The sequence below is a fragment of the Enterobacter quasiroggenkampii genome, from assembly GCF_043972695.1.
Classification (GTDB): domain Bacteria; phylum Pseudomonadota; class Gammaproteobacteria; order Enterobacterales; family Enterobacteriaceae; genus Enterobacter; species Enterobacter quasiroggenkampii.
This window is the reverse complement of record NZ_CP143745.1, coordinates 1,044,541-1,063,069: the sequence shown is the minus strand read 5'-3', so window position 1 is coordinate 1,063,069 and position 18,529 is coordinate 1,044,541. Positions and strand designations below refer to the sequence as shown.

The 18,529-nt window shown below is 55.2% G+C and carries 22 protein-coding genes; 8 read left to right on the top strand and 14 right to left on the bottom strand.

The genetic code is table 11. From position 1 onward, the window contains the following. Positions 1-78 precede the first annotated feature (78 nt). Positions 79-741, top strand: a complete 663-nt coding sequence (gene ytfE, locus V1572_RS05095) for an iron-sulfur cluster repair protein YtfE (protein WP_248222647.1) — start codon at positions 79-81, stop codon at positions 739-741. Between the two features lie 86 nt (positions 742-827). Here ytfE and cycA read toward each other — a convergent pair whose 3' ends face one another. After that, complete coding sequence (cycA, locus tag V1572_RS05090) at positions 828-2,237, bottom strand: D-serine/D-alanine/glycine transporter (protein ID WP_008502891.1); 1,410 nt, start codon at positions 2,235-2,237, stop codon at positions 828-830. Positions 2,238-2,549: 312 nt separating this feature from the next. Further along, on the bottom strand, positions 2,550-3,170 hold the full coding sequence (gene fklB, locus V1572_RS05085; RefSeq protein ID WP_008502892.1) for an FKBP-type peptidyl-prolyl cis-trans isomerase: 621 nt from the start codon (positions 3,168-3,170) through the stop codon (positions 2,550-2,552). A gap of 233 nt (positions 3,171-3,403) precedes the next feature. Between fklB and V1572_RS05080 the strand changes: the two genes are divergently transcribed. Beyond that, entirely contained in the window at positions 3,404-4,048 is a 645-nt protein-coding gene (locus V1572_RS05080) for an OapA family protein (RefSeq protein WP_126328973.1), read from the top strand. A 68-nt stretch (positions 4,049-4,116) separates the two neighbouring features. On the opposite strand, the gene rplI is transcribed toward V1572_RS05080, so the two are convergent. The 4 genes from rplI to rpsF are packed head-to-tail and all read right to left on the bottom strand — an operon-like array spanning position 4,117 to position 5,556. After that, on the bottom strand, positions 4,117-4,566 hold the full coding sequence (rplI, locus tag V1572_RS05075) for a 50S ribosomal protein L9 (protein ID WP_008502894.1): 450 nt from the start codon (positions 4,564-4,566) through the stop codon (positions 4,117-4,119). 41 nt (positions 4,567-4,607) lie between these two features. After that, positions 4,608-4,835 carry a 30S ribosomal protein S18 gene (gene rpsR, locus V1572_RS05070; RefSeq protein WP_000135199.1) on the bottom strand — a complete coding sequence of 76 codons (228 nt, stop codon included), beginning with the start codon at positions 4,833-4,835 and terminating at the stop codon, positions 4,608-4,610. 4 nt (positions 4,836-4,839) lie between these two features. Then, complete coding sequence (priB, locus tag V1572_RS05065; protein WP_008502895.1) at positions 4,840-5,154, bottom strand: primosomal replication protein N; 315 nt, start codon at positions 5,152-5,154, stop codon at positions 4,840-4,842. Positions 5,155-5,160: 6 nt separating this feature from the next. Next, entirely contained in the window at positions 5,161-5,556 is a 396-nt protein-coding gene (gene rpsF / locus V1572_RS05060; protein WP_014830397.1) for a 30S ribosomal protein S6, read from the bottom strand. Between the two features lie 338 nt (positions 5,557-5,894). Between rpsF and yjfY the strand changes: the two genes are divergently transcribed. Further along, positions 5,895-6,170, top strand: coding sequence for a DUF1471 family protein YjfY (gene yjfY / locus V1572_RS05055; RefSeq protein ID WP_058653830.1), 276 nt, complete (start codon positions 5,895-5,897; stop codon positions 6,168-6,170). A 140-nt stretch (positions 6,171-6,310) separates the two neighbouring features. On the opposite strand, the gene V1572_RS05050 is transcribed toward yjfY, so the two are convergent. From V1572_RS05050 to ulaA, 6 genes are read right to left on the bottom strand one after another with little or no spacing between them, the layout of a single operon-like run. Beyond that, positions 6,311-6,997 carry an L-ribulose-5-phosphate 4-epimerase gene (locus V1572_RS05050; protein ID WP_395299748.1) on the bottom strand — a complete coding sequence of 229 codons (687 nt, stop codon included), beginning with the start codon at positions 6,995-6,997 and terminating at the stop codon, positions 6,311-6,313. Continuing rightward, the gene (locus V1572_RS05045) at positions 6,990-7,850 is read right to left on the bottom strand and encodes an L-ribulose-5-phosphate 3-epimerase (protein WP_045907974.1); all 861 of its coding nucleotides are present in this window, start codon (positions 7,848-7,850) and stop codon (positions 6,990-6,992) included. The genes V1572_RS05050 and V1572_RS05045 overlap by 8 nt, the downstream gene beginning before the upstream one ends. A 9-nt stretch (positions 7,851-7,859) precedes the next feature. Then, positions 7,860-8,510, bottom strand: coding sequence for a 3-keto-L-gulonate-6-phosphate decarboxylase UlaD (ulaD, locus tag V1572_RS05040; RefSeq protein WP_008502901.1), 651 nt, complete (start codon positions 8,508-8,510; stop codon positions 7,860-7,862). Between the two features lie 12 nt (positions 8,511-8,522). Beyond that, the gene (gene ulaC, locus V1572_RS05035) at positions 8,523-8,990 is read right to left on the bottom strand and encodes a PTS ascorbate transporter subunit IIA (RefSeq protein ID WP_024907321.1); all 468 of its coding nucleotides are present in this window, start codon (positions 8,988-8,990) and stop codon (positions 8,523-8,525) included. A gap of 9 nt (positions 8,991-8,999) precedes the next feature. Further along, entirely contained in the window at positions 9,000-9,305 is a 306-nt protein-coding gene (ulaB, locus tag V1572_RS05030) for a PTS ascorbate transporter subunit IIB (RefSeq protein WP_003856022.1), read from the bottom strand. A gap of 12 nt (positions 9,306-9,317) precedes the next feature. After that, positions 9,318-10,718, bottom strand: coding sequence for a PTS ascorbate transporter subunit IIC (gene ulaA / locus V1572_RS05025; protein ID WP_032675818.1), 1,401 nt, complete (start codon positions 10,716-10,718; stop codon positions 9,318-9,320). A 358-nt stretch (positions 10,719-11,076) separates the two neighbouring features. On the opposite strand from ulaA, the gene ulaG reads away from it, so the two are divergent. Next, positions 11,077-12,141: an L-ascorbate 6-phosphate lactonase gene (gene ulaG / locus V1572_RS05020; RefSeq protein WP_010427455.1), complete on the top strand. Its 1,065-nt coding sequence runs from the start codon at positions 11,077-11,079 to the stop codon at positions 12,139-12,141. A 110-nt stretch (positions 12,142-12,251) separates the two neighbouring features. Then, the gene (gene ulaR, locus V1572_RS05015) at positions 12,252-13,007 is read left to right on the top strand and encodes an HTH-type transcriptional regulator UlaR (protein ID WP_045907973.1); all 756 of its coding nucleotides are present in this window, start codon (positions 12,252-12,254) and stop codon (positions 13,005-13,007) included. Here the strand turns inward: ulaR and yjfP are convergent. Continuing rightward, positions 13,004-13,726, bottom strand: coding sequence for an esterase (yjfP, locus tag V1572_RS05010; protein ID WP_048225304.1), 723 nt, complete (start codon positions 13,724-13,726; stop codon positions 13,004-13,006). The genes ulaR and yjfP overlap by 4 nt on opposite strands. Positions 13,727-13,863: 137 nt before the next feature. On the opposite strand from yjfP, the gene bsmA reads away from it, so the two are divergent. From bsmA to V1572_RS04995, 3 genes are all read left to right on the top strand, one after another. Continuing rightward, the gene (bsmA, locus tag V1572_RS05005; RefSeq protein ID WP_395299747.1) at positions 13,864-14,193 is read left to right on the top strand and encodes a biofilm peroxide resistance protein BsmA; all 330 of its coding nucleotides are present in this window, start codon (positions 13,864-13,866) and stop codon (positions 14,191-14,193) included. A gap of 136 nt (positions 14,194-14,329) precedes the next feature. Beyond that, a complete protein-coding gene (gene yjfN / locus V1572_RS05000; RefSeq protein WP_021240708.1) occupies positions 14,330-14,617 on the top strand; it encodes a DUF1471 family protease activator YjfN in 288 nt (95 codons plus the stop codon). A 172-nt stretch (positions 14,618-14,789) separates the two neighbouring features. Next, positions 14,790-16,721 carry a methyl-accepting chemotaxis protein gene (locus V1572_RS04995; protein ID WP_395299746.1) on the top strand — a complete coding sequence of 644 codons (1,932 nt, stop codon included), beginning with the start codon at positions 14,790-14,792 and terminating at the stop codon, positions 16,719-16,721. Here V1572_RS04995 and V1572_RS04990 read toward each other — a convergent pair. Continuing rightward, the gene (locus tag V1572_RS04990) at positions 16,718-18,340 is read right to left on the bottom strand and encodes an isovaleryl-CoA dehydrogenase (RefSeq protein WP_343666737.1); all 1,623 of its coding nucleotides are present in this window, start codon (positions 18,338-18,340) and stop codon (positions 16,718-16,720) included. The two genes, V1572_RS04995 and V1572_RS04990, sit on opposite strands and share 4 nt — an antisense overlap. Between the last annotated feature and the right edge of the window lie 189 nt (positions 18,341-18,529).

The window sequence follows — 18,529 nt, the reverse complement described above, 5'->3', positions numbered from 1 at the left end:
TCCCTCTAAAGGGTTATAGCGTCATCGTAAAGATGCATTTAATATGCATCTTATATTATTGAGAATGAGGTAACTGCTATGGCCTTTCGCGACCAACCCCTCGGCGAGCTGGCGCTCTCCATTCCTCGCGCTTCTGCGCTGTTCCGTAAATACGATATGGACTACTGCTGCGGCGGTAAGCAAACCCTGGCGCGTGCGGCGTTACGCAAAGAGCTGGACGTTGAGGTGATTGAAGCCGAGCTGGCGCAACTGGCCGCGCAGCCCATCGACAAAGACTGGCGAACCGCTCCGCTCGCGGAAATCATCGACCATATCATCGTGCGTTATCATGACCGTCACCGTGAACAGCTGCCGGAGCTGATCCTGCAGGCGACCAAAGTCGAGCGCGTCCATGCCGACAAACCTTCCGTACCGCGCGGTCTGGCGAAATACCTGACCCTTCTGCACGAAGAGCTTTCCAGCCATATGATGAAAGAAGAGCAGATCCTCTTCCCGATGATTAAACAGGGAATGGGAAGCCAGGCGATGGGGCCCATCAGCGTGATGGAAAGCGAGCATGATGACGCGGGCGAACTGCTGGAGGTGATCAAACATACCACCCACAACGTCACGCCGCCGCCAGAAGCGTGCACAACGTGGAAAGCGATGTACAACGGCATTAACGAAACGATCGACGACCTGATGGAACACATCAGTCTGGAGAATAACGTTCTGTTCCCACGGGCATTGGCGGGGGAATAAAAAAGCCCGGTGGCGCTAGAGCTTACCGGGCCTGCAACGTCCTCGAACGTAGGCCGGGTAAGCGTCAGCGCCACCCGGCAACATGCTTAACGCATGCCAGCCATACGTTTCTTACCGATAAACATCCAGCCCAGCCCCAGCGCGATAAACCACAGCGGCGTGACGATCAGCGCCTGACGGGTATCATCTTCCAGCGTCAGCAGAACCAGCACGAAGACGAAGAACGCCATGCACACCCAGCACATCAGCTTGCCCAGCGGCATCTTGTAGATCGATTTTTCATGCAGGTGTGGGCGCTGTTTGCGGTACACCAGATAGGAGCAGAGGATGATGGTCCAGACGAACATAAACAGGATCGCAGAGACCGTGGTGATCATGGTGAATGCGCCAATCACGCTTGGGTTCACGTAGAGCATCACCACACCGCCCAGCAGACACATGCATGAGAAGGTCAGCCCTTTTGCCGGTACGGCACGCTTAGAGAGCTTGGCGAACGCGCTCGGCGCCACGCCTTCCTGCGCCAGACCAAACAGCATACGGCTGGTTGAGAACACGCCGCTGTTTGCGGAAGAAGCCGCAGAGGTCAGCACCACGAAGTTAATCAGGCTCGCTGCCGCAGGCAGACCTACCAGCACGAACAGCTCAACGAACGGGCTCTTGCTTGGCACCACCGAGCTCCACGGCGTCACGGACATAATGATAATCAGCGCGAAGACGTAGAACATGATGATGCGCACCGGAATGGAGTTGATGGCGCGCGGCAGGGACTTCTCCGGATCTTTGGTTTCCGCAGCGGTCGTTCCGACCAGCTCAATCCCTACAAACGCGAACACCGCAATCTGGAAGCCGGCAAAGAAGCCGCTGATGCCTTTCGGGAACCAGCCGCCGTCATTCCACAGATGGGTAAACGACGCCTGAACGCCGGTTGGTGACTGGAAGTGGGTGAGCACCATTACCAGGCCCACCACGATGAGCCCGACAATGGCCACAATTTTGATCATTGCGAACCAGAACTCCATCTCACCGAACATTTTAACGGTGGCGAGGTTAAGGCTCAGCAGCAGAACGATGACCGCCAGCGAGGCCACCCAGTCCGACAGCCCCGGGAACCAGAACTGCGCATAGGCGGTAATCGCCACGACGTCCGCCATACCGGTCACGACCCAGCAGAACCAGTAGGTCCAGCCGGTAAAATAGCCCGCCCATGGTCCGAGCAGGTCTGAAGCGAAATCGCTGAAGGATTTGTATTCAAGGTTCGAGAGCAGCAGTTCACCCATTGCACGCATCACGAAGAACAGCATAAAACCGATAATCATATAGACGAATATGATTGACGGTCCGGCGAGACTGATGGTTTTGCCTGACCCCATAAACAACCCGGTACCGATGGCACCCCCGATGGCAATGAGCTGAATATGACGGTTTGTGAGATTGCGCCGTAGCGACTGTTCAGACGACGCCTCTTCGTCGGCGACGACTTTGACCTGATCTACCATGTGATATTTTCCTGTTTATGCCTGTCTGTGTTGTTAAGGCTCTTCTGGCCTTTAAATACGCCAAAAAAATGACGTTCCCTTGTAAGGGCTAATCGATATTAGGTAAGAATCGGCGGGATGAATACTATGATTTAGATATTATGTTAATAATATGTTGAAAGTGAGTGTCATATCACTCATACAGCGCGAAACAGCTCACAAAAATACACGCAACAGTTTCGTTTGCAAGATAAAATATTGATTCCGGCTTAACTATAGGTTTTCACGCTATTTTCCCCTCCCCAGCCGGGGAGAGGAAATAAGAAAAGTCGATTACAGAATTTCCAGCAGCTCGACTTCAAAGACCAGGGTGCTGAATGGCGGGATGGACGCGCCAGCGCCGCGCTCGCCGTAGGCCAGGTTGTGCGGAATAGTCAGTTCCCATTTAGAACCCACTGGCATCAGGGTCAGCGCTTCGATCCAGCCTGCGATAACGCCATTCACCGGGAACTCAGCCGGTTCGCCGCGCGCCACGGAGCTGTCGAAGACGGTACCGTCGATCAGCTTACCGGTGTAGTGTACGCGAACGTGGTCGGTACGCGCCGGGATTGCGCCATCACCCTGATTGATCACGCGGAACTGCAGACCAGACTCGGTGCTGTTCACGCCTTCACGCTCACGGTTCTCTTCCAGATATTTCACACCTTCGGCGGCCATCTCTTCAAAACGTGCGCGACGCACGGCGTCAGCACGTTCGTGGATTTCACGCAGCGCACGGTGCACAACGTCAACCGGAACGGCAGGCTGTTTACCTTCCAGCGCGTCAGCGATACCCGCCACCAGCGCTTCGGGTAACAGACCTTCCAGGCCGGATTCGCTCAGCTGCTGTCCTACCTGCAAGCCGATACCGTAACTTGCCTGCGCTTCGATAGTGTCAAAAGTCGGGGTGGTCATGGGTTTTCCTTCCATCACATTTAAAGTAGCGGGCAGCATATCAGCCATGCCCTTATGGGTAAAACTTTGTCTGAAGTTAAGGTGACAAACCGCGACGAAACAGAAACAATAGAGAGAACCAGGATTAATCCCGAACTGATGTCACGGATGTCGGGTTTACTACGCCGTTCAGGCAGTTAGCAAACTATACTTCGGGGCACAGGATAAAAAATACGCGGAGCAGGAGGAGTGCCATGCCCGGGCGATTTGAACTGAAACCTACCCTGGCGAAAATCTGGCAGGCGCCGGACAATTTTCGCATCATGGACCCGCTGCCGCCTCTGCATCGCAGAGGGATCATCATTGGTGCGCTGATGGTGATTGTGGGCTTCCTGCTTCCTTCCGGTGGCGATGATGTTGATACCGCCCCCGTCACCCGCAATGCTCAGCTGGATATTCAGTCGCAAACCCGACCGCAGCCTGACGCACAGCCGATGCAGACGCAGCTCGTCACCCCGTCTAACGACCCGGGTCAGGTCGCGCCGGTTGAGCCAGAGCCCATTCAGGACGAACAGCCGCAGGAACAAGCCGCCGCCCCGTCTCAGCCTCAGACGCAACAGCCCACCGGCATTGAGCAACAGTGGCGTTCCTATCGCGTAGAACCGGGTAAAACGCTGGCGCAGCTGTTCCGTGACCACAACCTGCCGCCGACAGACGTGTATGCCATGGCGAAAGTGGAAGGTGCGGGTAAGCCGCTCAGTAACCTGCAGAATGGCCAGATGGTGCAAATACGTCAGAATGCCAGTGGGGTGGTGACAGGGTTAACGATTGATACCGGAAATGGACAACAGGTGCTGTTTACCCGCCAGCCGGACGGCAGTTTTATCAGGGCACGTTAAGGACTGGGATCTGTAAAAAGCAAAACGCCGGCACAAGGCCGGCGTTTCAACGTGAGCAGAGTAAAAAATTACTCAGCTACAACGTTAACAACCAGTTTAGCGAACACTTCACTGTGAACCTGGAAGTCAACTTCGTGCTCACCAGTGGTACGCAGAACGCCGTTCGGCAGACGAACTTCGCTCTTAGCCACTTTAACGCCTGCTGCAGAAACTGCATCAGCGATATCGCGGGTACCGATGGAACCGAACAGTTTACCTTCGTCGCCAGCTTTGGACGCGATGGTAACGGTGCCCAGTGCGTTGATTGCTTCAGCGCGAGCATTAGCAGCCGCCAGAACGTCTGCCAGTTTGGCTTCCAGTTCAGCGCGACGTGCTTCGAAAAACTCTACGTTTTTCTTGGTAGCTGGAACAGCTTTACCCTGTGGAACCAGGAAGTTACGAGCGTAGCCCGCTTTAACGTTTACCTGATCACCCAGGCTGCCCAGGTTTGCTACTTTATCAAGCAGAATAACTTGCATTACCTTATCCTCTTAAAGTCGTATTAATGGACCGTGCCCGATTACTGATGACGATCAGTGTACGGCAGCAGGGACAGGTAGCGAGCGCGTTTGATAGCGCGAGCCAGCTGACGCTGATATTTAGCACGAGTACCGGTGATACGGCTTGGGACAATCTTACCGCTTTCGGTGATGTAGTTTTTCAGCGTTGCGATATCTTTATAGTCGATCTCTTGAACGCCTTCCGCGGTGAAACGGCAGAACTTGCGACGACGGAAATAACGTGCCATATGGCTAGTCTCCAGAATCTATCAAATCAATCTGCTCGGCATGCAGAACCATTTTGCTCAGACCGTTCTTTGCCTTGTGGCAAGAGATGAACCCCTGAACGATTACTGCACTACCGACCGTTAAACTGTGAGTAATGGCCTGGTTTTCGTGTCCGCTAATAATAACGGGCATTTGGCACCACGCCTGCCGGTGAAACCCGGCTTCCTCTTGCACAGAACGATGCTCAAGCACGAACTGGCAATGCGGAATTCCTGATGGACTGACCTTTCGAAGGGGAGCCCTGCATACGATGCCGGACAACGCCAGACGGTTGGTCATCAGAAATTACTCTTCAGAATCCCCAGCATCAGAATCATCTGCGGTTTCGTTTGCGAAATCATCGCGACGCTCACGGCGCTCGTCTTTCGCTTTAACCATCGGAGATGCTTCGGTAACTGCGTGTTTAGTACGCATAACCATGCTGCGGATAACGGCATCGTTGAAGCGGAAGTTAGTTTCCAGCTCATCGATCACTTCCTGCGGCGCTTCAACGTTCAGCAGAACGTAGTGAGCTTTGTGCAGTTTGTTGATCGGATAAGCCAGCTGACGGCGGCCCCAGTCTTCCAGACGGTGGATCGTGCCCGCTGCTGCAGTGATTGCACCAGTGTAGCGCTCGATCATACCCGGAACCTGTTCGCTCTGGTCAGGATGGACCATAAAAACGATTTCGTAATGACGCATCGAATTGCTCCTTACGGATTATTCAGCCTCCTGTCTGGGTCAGCCGAGGCCCGGGGAGGCAAGGAACGTGTTAAAGGTCGGCTGAAAAATTGACGCGTCATAATACTTGCGCGCCCCCGGAAACTCAAGCTGATTGCACAAATAATTCGCACAAAGCGCGAAGCGGGTCTAAGTGGGTGATTTAAAATTACTCACACCCGGAAGCGGTGTTTTTTTGAACAACTGCATCAGAAATGGTCACGCTTCCCCGCCGGAGGAATGATTACACTTTAATCAGAGATCACCTGAACAGAAGAAGGAGTCCCCCTCTCAGAGCACGCAGTCGTGGAGCGCATATCATGAAACAAATCGCATTAGCCCTAATGGCAGCGCTTTTGCTCAGTGCAAACGCGATGGCAGCCATCAAGATAGACAGCCGACAGGCCAGAAACATGGATGATGTGCACAGCTTAGGCGTAATCTATATTAATCATAATTTCGCCACCGAAAGCGAAGCAGATCAGGCACTAAATGAAGAGACCGACGCCCAGGGCGCAACCTATTACCACGTGATGTTAATCCGTGAGCCCGGCAGCAACGGCAATATGCACGCCAGTGCAGATATTTACCGATAACGCCTTAACGCTAGCACCAGGAAAGCCAACAACGAGAACATAGCCATAGTTGACGTTGCCCCCTGCCCGGGGGCTTTTTTTGTGAATGGCTCCGGAATACCACCGGTTACAACTGTTTTTCGGTATTCCAGAGCACTTATTCACTTCTGCCCGTAATAGGCATTCGGGCCATGCTTGCGCATGAAATGCTTGTTCATCAGGAAATCATCAATGCCCTGAAGCCGTGGGTTAATGCCGCGGGCAATCCACGCCATACGTGCCACTTCCTCCATGACGACCGCATTATGGACGGCGTCGTGGGCATCTTTTCCCCAGGCGAACGGGCCGTGCTGATACACCACAATCCCCGGCGTATGCAGCGGCTCGCATTCTCCCAGCGTGTCGATAATCACCTTTCCGGTGTTGAGCTCGTACTCTCCTTCCACTTCATCCTGCGTTAATGCGCGCGTGCAGGGGATGTCGCCAAAGAAGTAGTCCGCATGCGTTGTTCCCAGCGCCGGGATCGCCAGCCCCGCCTGTGCCCAGGCCGTGGCATGGGTCGAGTGGGTATGCACAACGCCGCCGAGTGAGGGATAACGACGATAAAGCGCCAGATGGGTCGCCGTATCTGACGAGGGACGCCATTTTCCCTCTACGACGTTTCCGTCAAGATCGACCACCACCATATCGTCAGCGTTCATGGTGTCATACGCCACACCGCTCGGCTTAATCACGATCAGCCCCTGTTCGCGATCGATAGCGCTGACGTTACCCCAGGTGAAGGTGACCAGGCCATAGCGCGGCAGATCCATGTTGGCTTCAAAGACCTGCTGTTTAAGCTTAAGCATGTTCAGCCTCCAGTAATCCCGCGCGCGCCATACGCTCGCGCACCCAGTCCCGCGCCTTTGCTACTTCCGCCGCAGGGTTTTCCGACGTTTCGCTCCACATCTCAATCAGATAAGGCCCGCAATAGCCGGTCTGCCTGAGCGTCTCGAAGCACCGTTCGAAATCCACCACCCCGGTGCCGAACGGTACGTTTTTAAACACGCCAGGACGGGTATCTTTGACGTGCACCGCCACGATATGCCCCATACCTGCCTGCAGTTCCATCTGCACATCGTTATCCCATGCCGACAGGTTGCCGATATCAGGATAAAGCTGGAACCACGGGTTATTCAGATAGTGCGCGTAGCCCAGCGCCTTGCTGATGGAGTTCATCAACGGGTAGTCCATGATCTCCATCGCCAGCGTGACCTGCGCACGGCTGGCCATCTCAACGCTCTCCTTCAGCCCGTCACGGAAACGACGGCGCGTTTCATCGTTGGCTTCCTGGTAATAAACGTCATAACCCGCCAGCTGGATCACGCGGATACCCACGTCCTGCGCAAAGCGAATGGCTTTACGCATGATCTCCAGCCCCTGAGCGCGCACAGCATCATCTTCGCTCCCGAGAGGGAACCGGCGGTGGGCGCTCAGGCACATCGACGGCACGCGTACCCCCGTTTCGGCGATGGCGCTCACCAGCGCCAGGCGCTGTTCACGGCCCCAGTCGAGACGAGAGAGGCGTTCGTCCGTCTCATCCACGGACATTTCGACAAAATCGAAGCCCAGCTGTTTTGCCAGCTGTAACCGCTCCAGCCAGCACTCCCCCGCAGGGAGTGCCTTTTCATAGATGCCAAGCGGGACCTGTTTGGACAACATACCCGCTCCTTAGCCCCAAAGCTGAGCGATTGAGCGTTTGAACTGACGCGCCGCTTCCACCGGAGACGCCGCATCACGAATGCTGCGACCGGCAATAAAGACGTGAATCGGAATGCCCTTGAACAGCGGCAGATCTTCCAGTGCCAGACCGCCGGTAACGGTGACTTTAAAGCCCATATCCGCCAGACGTTTGATCGCGCTGATATCCGCTTCGCCCCACGCCACCCCTGCGGCCTGCGCGTCGCGGCTGCGGTGATACACCACCTGTTGTATACCCGCATCACGCCACTCCTGGGCCTGTTCCCAGGTCCAGAAACCGGTCAGCTCAATCTGCACGTCGCCGTTAAACTCTTTTGCCACGTCCAGCGCGCCTTTGGCAGTGTTGATATCCGCACAGCAAATGACGGTGACCCAGTCGGCGTTGGCTTCGAAGCACATGCGGGAGAGGATTTTGCCTGCGTCGGCTATTTTGGCATCTGCCAGCACGATTTTGTGCGGATAAAGCGCCTTCAGGTCGCGAACGGCGCGAACGCCCTCGCCCACGCAGAGAATGGTACCCACTTCGATGATATCGACTTCTTCCGCAATCAGACGGGTCGTTTCATAAGCGTGGGACAAGGTCTGGTTATCAAGCGCAACCTGCAACATGGGTAATGACATTTTCAATTCCTCTTAAACAGCCGCCGCTGTGGCGTTATCAATTAAATCCAGCACGTCCTGCTCGGTACGGCAGGCGCGTAAACGGTCGAAATTGGCTTCGTCATCAAACAGATTGACGATCTGCATGATGCCCACCTCCTGGTGGGTGTTAGCGTCAACAGCGGCCATGGTGATCAGGATGTCGACCGGGTCGTTATCTTCGTGGTTAAACACCAGCGGCGTTTTCAGCGTCACCAGCGCGAAGCCGGTTTTCTTGACGCCCTCTTCCGGGCGGCCATGCGGCATCGCCAGGCCCGGCGCAATCACAAAATAGGGGCCATGCTGCGCCACGCCATCCAGAATGGCCTGGTAGTAACGCGGCTCGACAACGTCAGCCTTAACCAGCAGATCCACGCTCAGCTTTACCGCTTCCTGCCAGGTGCTGGCCTCAGCCTGTAAAAGGATGGAGTTATTCTCTGCCAGCGAATCACGTAGTTTCATATGGCGTCCTTACTTCACGTCTTGTGGGAAGTGCTCTTTAATCACTTCCAGCAGTTTTGGTCCGAAATCCGCAGGCGACAGCATGTTGCGCACGCCCACCACGTATTTATTACCCGACACACTGATTTCGCCGGCGATATGAGTAGAGGCGATGATGATGTCCGCGCCGTTCAGCTCACTTTTGTATTCACCCACTGCGCAGCTGTTCACCGTGTGGTCGATGTTGGACTGCGTTAAAAACTGGTCCACTTTCATCTTCATGATCATGGAGCTGCCTTGCCCATTACCACACACAGCCAGGATACGTACGGTCATAATCGAAACTCCTTAATGAGCAGAGACTTCTGCTGTTTGTTTTTCCGCGTCTTCTTCTGCTCGCAGCGAACGGCCAGCGAAGAACATATAAGCCAGAGCAATCAGGATGATGATGGCCATAAAGACCAGCCCGATGGAGGCAAAGCCCTGCATCATCGGCGGTGCCAGAATTGACCAGTCCGCCATACCCATCCAGGCGCTCATACCGGTGAGCTTGACCGCCCACACGCAGCCGAAGATTTCCACCATGCCCATCACCAGGCAGATTTTGAGCGCCGCACGCCAGCCGCCGAAGTGGTTAGCGAATACGCCGATGGTGGCGTTGGAGAAGAACATCGGGATAAAGCCTGGAATAATCAGGATTGAGGAGCCGCAGCCGACCAGAATGCCCACCGCAATCAGCTGGCCGATAGTGCCCCACATAAAGCCCCAGACCACCGCGTTTGGCGCGAAGCTATAGATAGCGGCACAGTCGATGGCCAGTACCGCGCCAGGGATCAGGCGCTGGGAGATACCGTTGAACGCTTCCGACAGTTCGGCGACGAACATACGTACGCCCTGAGTGATGATGAAGATCGCCACCGCGAAGGAGAAACCGGTCTGCAGGATGTAAACCGTCCAGTGGGTTTTGCCTGCCATCGCCTGCACCACGTCAATACCGAAGGAGAGCAGAATGGCACCGAAGAAGATGGTCATGACAATTGCGGTCGAAACGATGTTGTCGTGGAAGATATTCAGCCAGCCAGGCAGCTTGAGGTCTTCAACGCTCTCTTCTTTTTTGCCCAGGTATGGCGCAACTTTATAGGCAATCCAGGAAGCAAACTGCTGCTGATGGCCGATGGAGAAACCGCAGCCGTCCGTCACTTCCTGAGTCGGCTTGTACATCATGTTGGAGGTGATACCCCAGTAGAGCGAGACCAGCACCGCGGTGCAGATAATCGTGGTCCACATTGGGTAACCGAAGATATAGAGAGAAACCGCGATCAGCCCCGCCTGCTGGAACATGATGTGCCCGGTGAGCATGATGGTGCGAATGCCGGTAATACGGCGCAGGAGAACGTAGATGATGTTCAGCGCCAGGGCGAGCAGCACTGCATACCCCACCCAGCTATAGGCATCACCCATGCGCTCGATGGTCGCCATCATTGAGGCGTAAGTGTCAGAAATCGCACCGTTGATGCCATACACTTCGGACATTTTGGCGACGACCGGCTTAAAGGTGCTGGTCAGAATGCCAGACCCCGCCTGTAACAGCATGAAGCCGATAATGGTTTTGATGGTGCCTTTAATAATCACGCTGACGCTTTTGCGCAGCAGGATATAGCCCAGACACGTCACGATACCCAGCAGCAGCGGGGCGTTGGTCATTACCTGATTAAAGAACACGGTAAAGACGTTGTAGAGGATCTCCATAACTCTCTCCAGAAATGAGAACACGAGGGGTAATCCCTGTGCGGTTGGTGTCATCACTCTATTAATCACAAATAATCACCACAAGATTGCATTTGATTATTTGTGACGTATCACGCAATTTATTTCCATGCAGTTAATAATGATTTTCACTACTGCATTGCAAAAACAAATTAATCTTTATAATTCATCAAATTAATGAGTTGTGCGTACTACTATAACAAGCAAGAAGCGGAGAATCTGTGAAGTTGAACGGATAAAAATCCGCATTTTTACCATTGCAAAGCGCGTCAAATGGTGCCAGCATTAATCACAACAAATCACCAAGTGATTACTTTTGATTAAACCAGGAGTCAAAACGATGAGTAAAGTGAACACCATCACCCGTGAGTCATGGATTCTGAGCACCTTCCCGGAATGGGGCAGCTGGCTGAATGAAGAGATCGAGCAGGAACAGGTTGCTCCTGGTACCTTTGCGATGTGGTGGCTGGGCTGCACCGGTATCTGGCTGAAATCAGAAGGCGGCGCCAATATCTGCGTCGATTTCTGGTGCGGCACCGGCAAGCAGAGCCACGGCAACCCGTTGATGAAAAAGGGCCACCAGATGCAGCGCATGGCGGGCGTGGAAAAACTGCAGCCGAACCTGCGTACCACGCCGTTTGTGCTCGATCCGTTTGCCATTCGCCAGATCGACGCCGTGCTCTCCACTCACGATCACAACGATCATATCGATGTGAACGTGGCGGCAGCGGTGATGCAAAACTGTGCTGACGATGTGCCGTTTATCGGGCCGCAGACCTGCGTGGATCTGTGGATTGGCTGGGGCGTGCCGAAAGAGCGCTGCATCGTGATGAAGCCTGGCGACGTGGTGAAAATTAAAGATATTGAAATCCATGCGCTGGATGCCTTTGACCGTACAGCACTGATTACCCTGCCTGCCGATCAGAAAGCCGCGGGTGTACTGCCGGACGGTATGGATGAGCGCGCGGTTAACTATCTGTTTAAAACCCCTGGCGGCTCCCTGTACCACAGCGGCGACTCTCACTACTCTAACTACTACGCGAAGCACGGTAACGAGCACCAGATCGACGTGGCGCTGGGCTCCTACGGTGAGAACCCGCGCGGCATTACCGACAAAATGACCAGCGCCGACATGCTGCGCATGGCGGAAGCGCTGAATACCAAAGTGGTGATTCCGTTCCACCACGATATCTGGTCAAACTTCCAGGCCGATCCGCAGGAAATCCGCGTGCTGTGGGAGATGAAAAAAGACCGCCTGAAGTATGGCTTCAAGCCGTTCATCTGGCAGGTCGGCGGCAAGTTCACCTGGCCGCTGGACAAAGATAATCTTGAATATCACTACCCACGTGGTTTCGATGATTGCTTCACCATTGAGCCAGACCTGCCGTTCAAGTCCTTCCTCTGATTGTGCAGCCACATCGCCAGATTTGATGTCTGGCGATGTCATATTTCTTTTAGTAATTTCACGCTATTTCAAATATCATCTTTTCAAATCAATTCTTATCGGAATAGCTCATGACGGAAGCGCAACGGCATCAAATTCTCCTGGAACTCCTGGCGCAAACCGGGTTTATCACCGTCGAGAAAGTGATCGAACGTTTAGGGATCTCCCCGGCAACGGCGCGGCGGGATATCAACAAGCTGGATGAAAGCGGCAAGCTGAAAAAGGTCCGCAACGGCGCGGAAGCGATCAGCCAGCAGCGCCCTCGCTGGACGCCAATGAATATTCATCAGGCGCAAAATCATGATGAAAAAGTGCGGATTGCCAGAGCCGCGTCGCAGCTGGTGAATCCCGGTGAGAGCGTCGTGATCAACTGCGGTTCCACGGCATTTCTGCTGGGCCGTGAAATGTGCGGCAAGCCGGTGCAAATCATCACCAACTACTTACCGCTAGCTAACTATCTGATCGACCAGGAGCATGAGAGCGTGGTGATCATGGGCGGGCAGTACAACAAAAGCCAGTCCATCACCCTTAGCCCTCAGGACAGCGAAAACAGTCTCTATGCCGGGCACTGGATGTTTACCAGCGGCAAAGGCCTGACGGCAGATGGCCTGTATAAAACCGATATGCTGACCGCGATGGCGGAACAAAACATGCTCAACGTTGTGGGCAAGCTCGTTGTGCTGGTCGACAGCAGCAAAGTGGGCGAGCGCGCTGGCATGCTGTTCAGCCGTGCCGAGCAGATCGACATGGTGATCACCGGCAAAGGCGCCAACCCTGAGATCCTCCAGAAGCTGGAAGATCAGGGCGTAAAAGTGCTGCGCGTTTAAAGGTGCTGGCGGAAAAACGCCACCGTAGCGTCCAGCGCCGTGGGCGTGATGCGGTGGCGGACGCCCGCTTCCCACAGACAGGTGAGATTACCGTCCAGGCCTGCATTCATTAACGCCTGCTGTAGTCGGAAGGTTCCCTCTGGCGGGACCACATCATCCGCGTCGCCGTGCCACAGCAGCAGCGGGCGATCCGCCAGGCGCGGCAATGCCCGGGTCACGTCCCACTCTTCGAGCGTCGCGGTGATTTCCGCTAAATCCTGAGGGGGAAAGAGCGTCTTCGCCAGCGACGTAAAATAGCCCGAGCCCATCAGGCAGGCGACCGACTTCACTTCCGGATGATGCGTCATAATCCCCAGCGCCGTCATACCGCCCATCGACGCCCCGGCCACGGCCAGACGATTCTCTGCCACCAGCCCTGCCTCATAAAGCGCATCGCGCAACCCGGCAAACTCGGTCAGGCTCCCGTGCAGAATGTGCCAGAACTGCCCAAGGCGCGCCTGTTCGTTACCCATAAAGCGGGCGCCGTGGTCAGGCGCATCCGGCATCACCACGCGAAAACCCGCCTGCGCCAGCGCAACCGCAAAATAACTGTAAACCAGCTTCGATGAGGTAAACCCATGATAAAAAACCACAACAGGCAGCGGTTTATCACGTTTACCCGCTGGCATAGCGTGTAAAATTTCATGGTCGCCGAGGTGGCGTATTTCAATTTCAATCATTGTCGACCCTGTACGAATGTATGATTCATAATGTTGAGAACTGGGTTACGCTTTCACATCATTTTCATTCGAAATATACGTCCCAGATAACACTTCGGGAACATTCCCCCAAAACTAAATTCACAGACAACTACACTATGGCTATCAGGAAACGAGATATGGTTATGCGCAGGTTTGCTGCTTTAGTGCTGGTGTTTCTGCTCAGTGGCTGTAGCGCGCTGCTGGGAACGCCGCAACCCGCTCCACCGGTCGCCGATCATCCACAGGAGATTCGTCGTAATCAGACGGAAGGATTACAACGAATGGGCACCGTCTCCGCGCTGGTTCGCGGCTCCCCGGATGACGCAGAAGCGGCAATCAAAGCACAAGCCGTCGCCGCCAAAGCAGATTATTACGTCATCATTATGATCGACGAAACCATCATAACGGGACAGTGGTATTCACAGGCCATTTTGTACCGTAAATAATGGTTTTCCTTTGAACGAGATTTACACTGCTTTGCGTCCATAGACATTTTCCTGTCCACAATAAACTCCATGCCCGCGTCAATGGAAGGGAGTTTATTCGCGAAGGATTGCCCGGCGGATACCGGAGATATGTGAAATGGAGCTGACGATGAAACGAACTCTTGCTTTGACCTCTCTGTTGCTCTCAGCAGGCCTGGTGAGCACCACTGCGCAGTCAGCAGAATTCGCCAGTGCTGACTGTGTAACTGGCCTGAATGAAATTGGCCAGATCTCCGTGAATAATATCTCGGGGAGCCCGCAAGACGTTGAACGCGTTGTGGCATTAAAGGCCGATGAGCAGGGTGCTTCATGGTATCGCATCATCCAGATGCAGGAAGATAACCATATCGACCACTGGCGGGTACAGGCCATTCTCTACGTGTAATATCCCTCCTGATAAAAGCCACTTATTTTTAGTGGCTTTTCGCTTTTGCAAATTTTTTATCTAATCAAAAACCAATCAATAACAACAAAATAACATTTTGTTACATTAATTCAGTAAACGTAATCCCCGCTCTGCCGTTGAAGAACCATACCTTTTCAATGATGAGCAATTTATGATCAACGTTTTTCGCCGTGCAGGCCTGGGGGCGAAGCTGTCGCTGCTTACAGGCGTCAGTGTCGCCACGCTGTTTCTGCTTTTCACTTTTCTGCTCAGTCAAAAAGCCAGCCAGCAGCTTGAAGCCCTTGCGGTAGAAGACCTGCATAATCAGTCTACCGGCATGGTCGACATGGTGCAGATGTTTAACACCAGCCTGAGTGAAGAGGTTGAGAGTTATACCCGGCTGTTTACTACCTTTTTACCGCAGCCCCTGAATAGTGATCCTTCCCAACCCCAGACGATCAACGGGCTCAGCGTCCCGCTTCTGAAAGGCGGCGACACCGGGCTACATGAAAATAACACCCTGTCGGACGACTTCCTGAACCGTACGGGAGCCATCTCGACGCTGTTTGTACGCAGCGGAAACGACTTTGTTCGCGTAGCGACCTCCCTGCGCAAAGAGAATGGCGAGCGGGCAATGGGCACCGTGCTGGATACTTCCAGTCCGGCCTTTGCCGCCGTCAACAAAGGTGAAGTCTACCGCGGCCTGGCGCTGCTGTTTGGCAAACGCTACATCACCCAGTATCAGCCCGTAAAAAACGCCGAAGGACAGGTCATTGCGATCGTCTTTGTCGGGGTGGACATCACTCACTCCTGGAACGTCATGCGCGAGAAAATTCTCAACCGCCGCCTGGGTGAGAGCGGTCACTTCTTCGTGCTGGATCGCAGCAACGGCAAAACGCGCGGGCAATACCTGTTCAATGCCGGTGAAGAGGGACAGCTGCCGAAGTGGGACGACGCGACGCAGCAGCAGCTTCTGGGTGACAAGCCCGGCACCCTGGAACGCGTAAGCGACGACGGCCGCACGCTGAAAATGGCGTATACCCCGCTGCCAGGCTGGAACTGGACTATTGTCGGCGAAGTGGATAAATCGGTGCTGCTCGCAAGCGTCAACGCCATGCGCGATCGCTTCCTGCTGGCCGGCGTGGTCTTATCTATCCTGTTTGCTGGTCTGTTCGTGGTCCTTATTCGCCGCGTGCTGACCCGACCGCTGCGCAATGTGATCCATCTTGCCCGGCAATATGCCGCAGGGGATCTCCGTTCCAGCCTGCCCGTGACGCGCCATGACGAAGTCGGCCAGTTGATCGACGCCATCAACGGCATCGGCGGCGGCCTGCAAAAAATTGTCCTGCAGGTCCGCGAGGCCGCAGGCGAGATCCATTTGGGCACCAACGCGCTGGCCGCCGATACCGGCGAGATTTCAGAGCAGATCAACAAGCAGGCCAGCAGCGTGGAAGAGACCTCCGCCAGCATGGAGCAGTTGGCCGCCACCGTGCAGCAAAATGCCGCCAACATGGAGCAAACGCAGCAGTTGGTGGGTGAAACCTCGCTCGCGGTGCATCAGGGCGGTGAGACGGTCACCCACGCGGTGTCGACGATGGACGACATTCGCGAAGCGTCAAAACGCATCGAAGACATCACGCGCGTGATTGAGTCTATCGCTTTCCAGACCAATATCCTGGCGCTGAATGCGGCAGTGGAAGCGGCCCGCGCGGGCGAGCATGGGAAAGGGTTTGCGGTAGTCGCGCAGGAAGTTCGCGCCCTGGCAGGACGCAGCGCTAACGCGGTGAAGGAGATTGAACAGCTGATTGGCGATACGCTCAGGAAAGTGAGCGAAGGCCATGCGCTGTCTGAAAAGACGCGCCTGGCGATGGATGACATCATCATTCATATCGATAACATCAGCCAGCTGGTCACCGAGATTAACCATGCTTCACGCGAGCAGTCCGCCGGGATTGGCCAGGTGAATCTCGCCATGACCCACATTGGCGAAGCGTCGCATATTAATGCCGATCGTATCTCACGCAGCGAACAAACGGCTCAAACGCTGCGTGAGAAGGGATCACATCTGGCCCAGCTGGTAAGCCTGTTCCAGCTAAAAGACTAACCGACTCTGCCCGTCGCACGCAGCAGCAGGTCACTTTGCACCTGCTCGCTCATCAGCGTGCCGCCACGGGTATCCAGCATCATGCGGCACCACGCCTGCGCCACCGGGGGCGATGCGTGCCGCAGCATTTCGCTCCCGGCACCCAGCAGGAAAAGCTGCTGCGCAATTTCCCGCCCCTGCGCCTCCTGCGGTTTACGCAGTTTTTGCTGAAGCTGTCGCCAGCTGCGGTCGAAGTGTCTGTCCTGCCCTTTGACCTGTGCAAACTCCTCGGCAAGCAGATCGTGAATACCCGGCTGCTTCGCCAGCACGCGCAGCACGTCCAGGCACATGATGTTGCCGGACCCTTCCCAGATGCTGTTCACTGGCATCTCGCGATACAGGCGGGGAAGTTCGCTCTCCTCGCAGTACCCGACTCCGCCCAGCACCTCCATCGCTTCCGCCACAAACGGGATGCCCGCTTTGCACACGCTAAATTTCGCGGCCGGGGTAAACAGCCGCGCCCATGCCGCCTCCTGCGGATCCGCGCGTTTATCCCACGCCCGCGCCAGGCGGAACAGCAGCGCCGTTTGCCCCTCCAGCACCAGCGCCATCCGGCTTAGCACTTCGCGCATGAGCGGCTGATCGATAAGATTTTTGCCGAAGGTCTGGCGCTGATGCGCATGGTACAGCGCCACGGACAACGCACGGCGCATGAGTCCGTGGCTGCCCAGCGCACAGTCAAAGCGCGTCAGACCGCCCATTTTGAGGATCTGCCGGACCCCTTCGCCCTCTTCCCCCAGCAGCCAGCCGGAGGCATCGAGAAACTCCACCTCGCTGCTGGCGTTGGAGCGGTTCCCGAGCTTGTCCTTAAGGCGCTCCAGCCGGACGGCGTTGCGCTGTCCGTCAGGCAAAAAGCGCGGCACAAAAAAGCAGGACAACCCGCCCTTCGCCTGCGCCAGCACGAGATGCGCATCGCTTTGCGGGACGGAGAAAAACCATTTATGCCCCACCAGCCGGTAGCTGCCGTCGCCGCATTTTTCCGCTTTGGTGGTGTTGCTCAGCACGTCCGAGCCGCCCTGCTTTTCCGTCATCCCCATACCGATCAGCAGGCCGCGCTTTTGCGCGCCAGGCGCCAGATGCGGATCGTAGCGATCGCTGAGTAGCGGCGTCAGCCAGTCGTGAAATATTTTGGGAAGCGCCTGCTGCAGAAGCGGCGTGGCGGCAAACGTCATGGTGACCGGGCAAAGCGTGCCCGCTTCCACCTGAGCATGAAGCACAAAGCGTGCGGCCCGCGCGACAAACGACCCTTTACGCGCCTCCTCTTCCCATGCCAGGTTATGTACCCGATTGGCACACAGCCCCTGCATCAGCAGGTGCCATGCCGGGTGAAAGCGGACGTCATCCAGTCGCTCTCCGGTGGCGTCATAGCGAAGCAACTCCGGCGGATTCACGTTCGCCAGCCTGCCCAGCTCCAGCGACTCTGCGGTGCCTAACTGCTGCCCGATGCTGGCGAGCAGCTCGATATCCCACTCGGCACCCTCGCGCGAAACTGCGTCACGCAGCGCGCAGTCCGAGAGAAAAAGGTTGCTGTTAGAGAGTGGTGCGGGTTGATTGAAAACGGTATGGGTCTGCCAGTGCATACTGTCTCCCTCCTTCAGTGGCAATGACGATAAGTATGGACAGACCGCGCACACGCTGCATGGGAGGGGAGTCACACGTTCACGATCCCGCTGATATCATTCGTGAAATAGCTCACAGAACATAAGAATAAACTATTTCATGACTTCGCTTTTGTTGAATAATTTATTCTTACCCTTTTCAGTGAGGAT

Excerpts from the sequence above, each read along its gene's own strand:
- ytfE (WP_248222647.1), top strand. The coding sequence starts at position 79 with ATGGCCTTTCGCGACCAACCCCTCGGCGAGCTGGCGCTCTCCATTCCT.
- cycA (WP_008502891.1), bottom strand. The coding sequence starts at position 2,237 with ATGGTAGATCAGGTCAAAGTCGTCGCCGACGAAGAGGCGTCGTCTGAA.
- fklB (WP_008502892.1), bottom strand. The coding sequence starts at position 3,170 with ATGACCACCCCGACTTTTGACACTATCGAAGCGCAGGCAAGTTACGGT.
- V1572_RS05080 (WP_126328973.1), top strand. The coding sequence starts at position 3,404 with ATGCCCGGGCGATTTGAACTGAAACCTACCCTGGCGAAAATCTGGCAG.
- rplI (WP_008502894.1), bottom strand. The coding sequence starts at position 4,566 with ATGCAAGTTATTCTGCTTGATAAAGTAGCAAACCTGGGCAGCCTGGGT.
- rpsR (WP_000135199.1), bottom strand. The coding sequence starts at position 4,835 with ATGGCACGTTATTTCCGTCGTCGCAAGTTCTGCCGTTTCACCGCGGAA.
- priB (WP_008502895.1), bottom strand. The coding sequence starts at position 5,154 with ATGACCAACCGTCTGGCGTTGTCCGGCATCGTATGCAGGGCTCCCCTT.
- rpsF (WP_014830397.1), bottom strand. The coding sequence starts at position 5,556 with ATGCGTCATTACGAAATCGTTTTTATGGTCCATCCTGACCAGAGCGAA.
- yjfY (WP_058653830.1), top strand. The coding sequence starts at position 5,895 with ATGAAACAAATCGCATTAGCCCTAATGGCAGCGCTTTTGCTCAGTGCA.
- V1572_RS05050 (WP_395299748.1), bottom strand. The coding sequence starts at position 6,997 with ATGCTTAAGCTTAAACAGCAGGTCTTTGAAGCCAACATGGATCTGCCG.
- V1572_RS05045 (WP_045907974.1), bottom strand. The coding sequence starts at position 7,850 with ATGTTGTCCAAACAGGTCCCGCTTGGCATCTATGAAAAGGCACTCCCT.
- ulaD (WP_008502901.1), bottom strand. The coding sequence starts at position 8,510 with ATGTCATTACCCATGTTGCAGGTTGCGCTTGATAACCAGACCTTGTCC.
- ulaC (WP_024907321.1), bottom strand. The coding sequence starts at position 8,990 with ATGAAACTACGTGATTCGCTGGCAGAGAATAACTCCATCCTTTTACAG.
- ulaB (WP_003856022.1), bottom strand. The coding sequence starts at position 9,305 with ATGACCGTACGTATCCTGGCTGTGTGTGGTAATGGGCAAGGCAGCTCC.
- ulaA (WP_032675818.1), bottom strand. The coding sequence starts at position 10,718 with ATGGAGATCCTCTACAACGTCTTTACCGTGTTCTTTAATCAGGTAATG.
- ulaG (WP_010427455.1), top strand. The coding sequence starts at position 11,077 with ATGAGTAAAGTGAACACCATCACCCGTGAGTCATGGATTCTGAGCACC.
- ulaR (WP_045907973.1), top strand. The coding sequence starts at position 12,252 with ATGACGGAAGCGCAACGGCATCAAATTCTCCTGGAACTCCTGGCGCAA.
- yjfP (WP_048225304.1), bottom strand. The coding sequence starts at position 13,726 with ATGATTGAAATTGAAATACGCCACCTCGGCGACCATGAAATTTTACAC.
- bsmA (WP_395299747.1), top strand. The coding sequence starts at position 13,864 with ATGGCTATCAGGAAACGAGATATGGTTATGCGCAGGTTTGCTGCTTTA.
- yjfN (WP_021240708.1), top strand. The coding sequence starts at position 14,330 with ATGGAGCTGACGATGAAACGAACTCTTGCTTTGACCTCTCTGTTGCTC.
- V1572_RS04995 (WP_395299746.1), top strand. The coding sequence starts at position 14,790 with ATGATCAACGTTTTTCGCCGTGCAGGCCTGGGGGCGAAGCTGTCGCTG.
- V1572_RS04990 (WP_343666737.1), bottom strand. The coding sequence starts at position 18,340 with ATGCACTGGCAGACCCATACCGTTTTCAATCAACCCGCACCACTCTCT.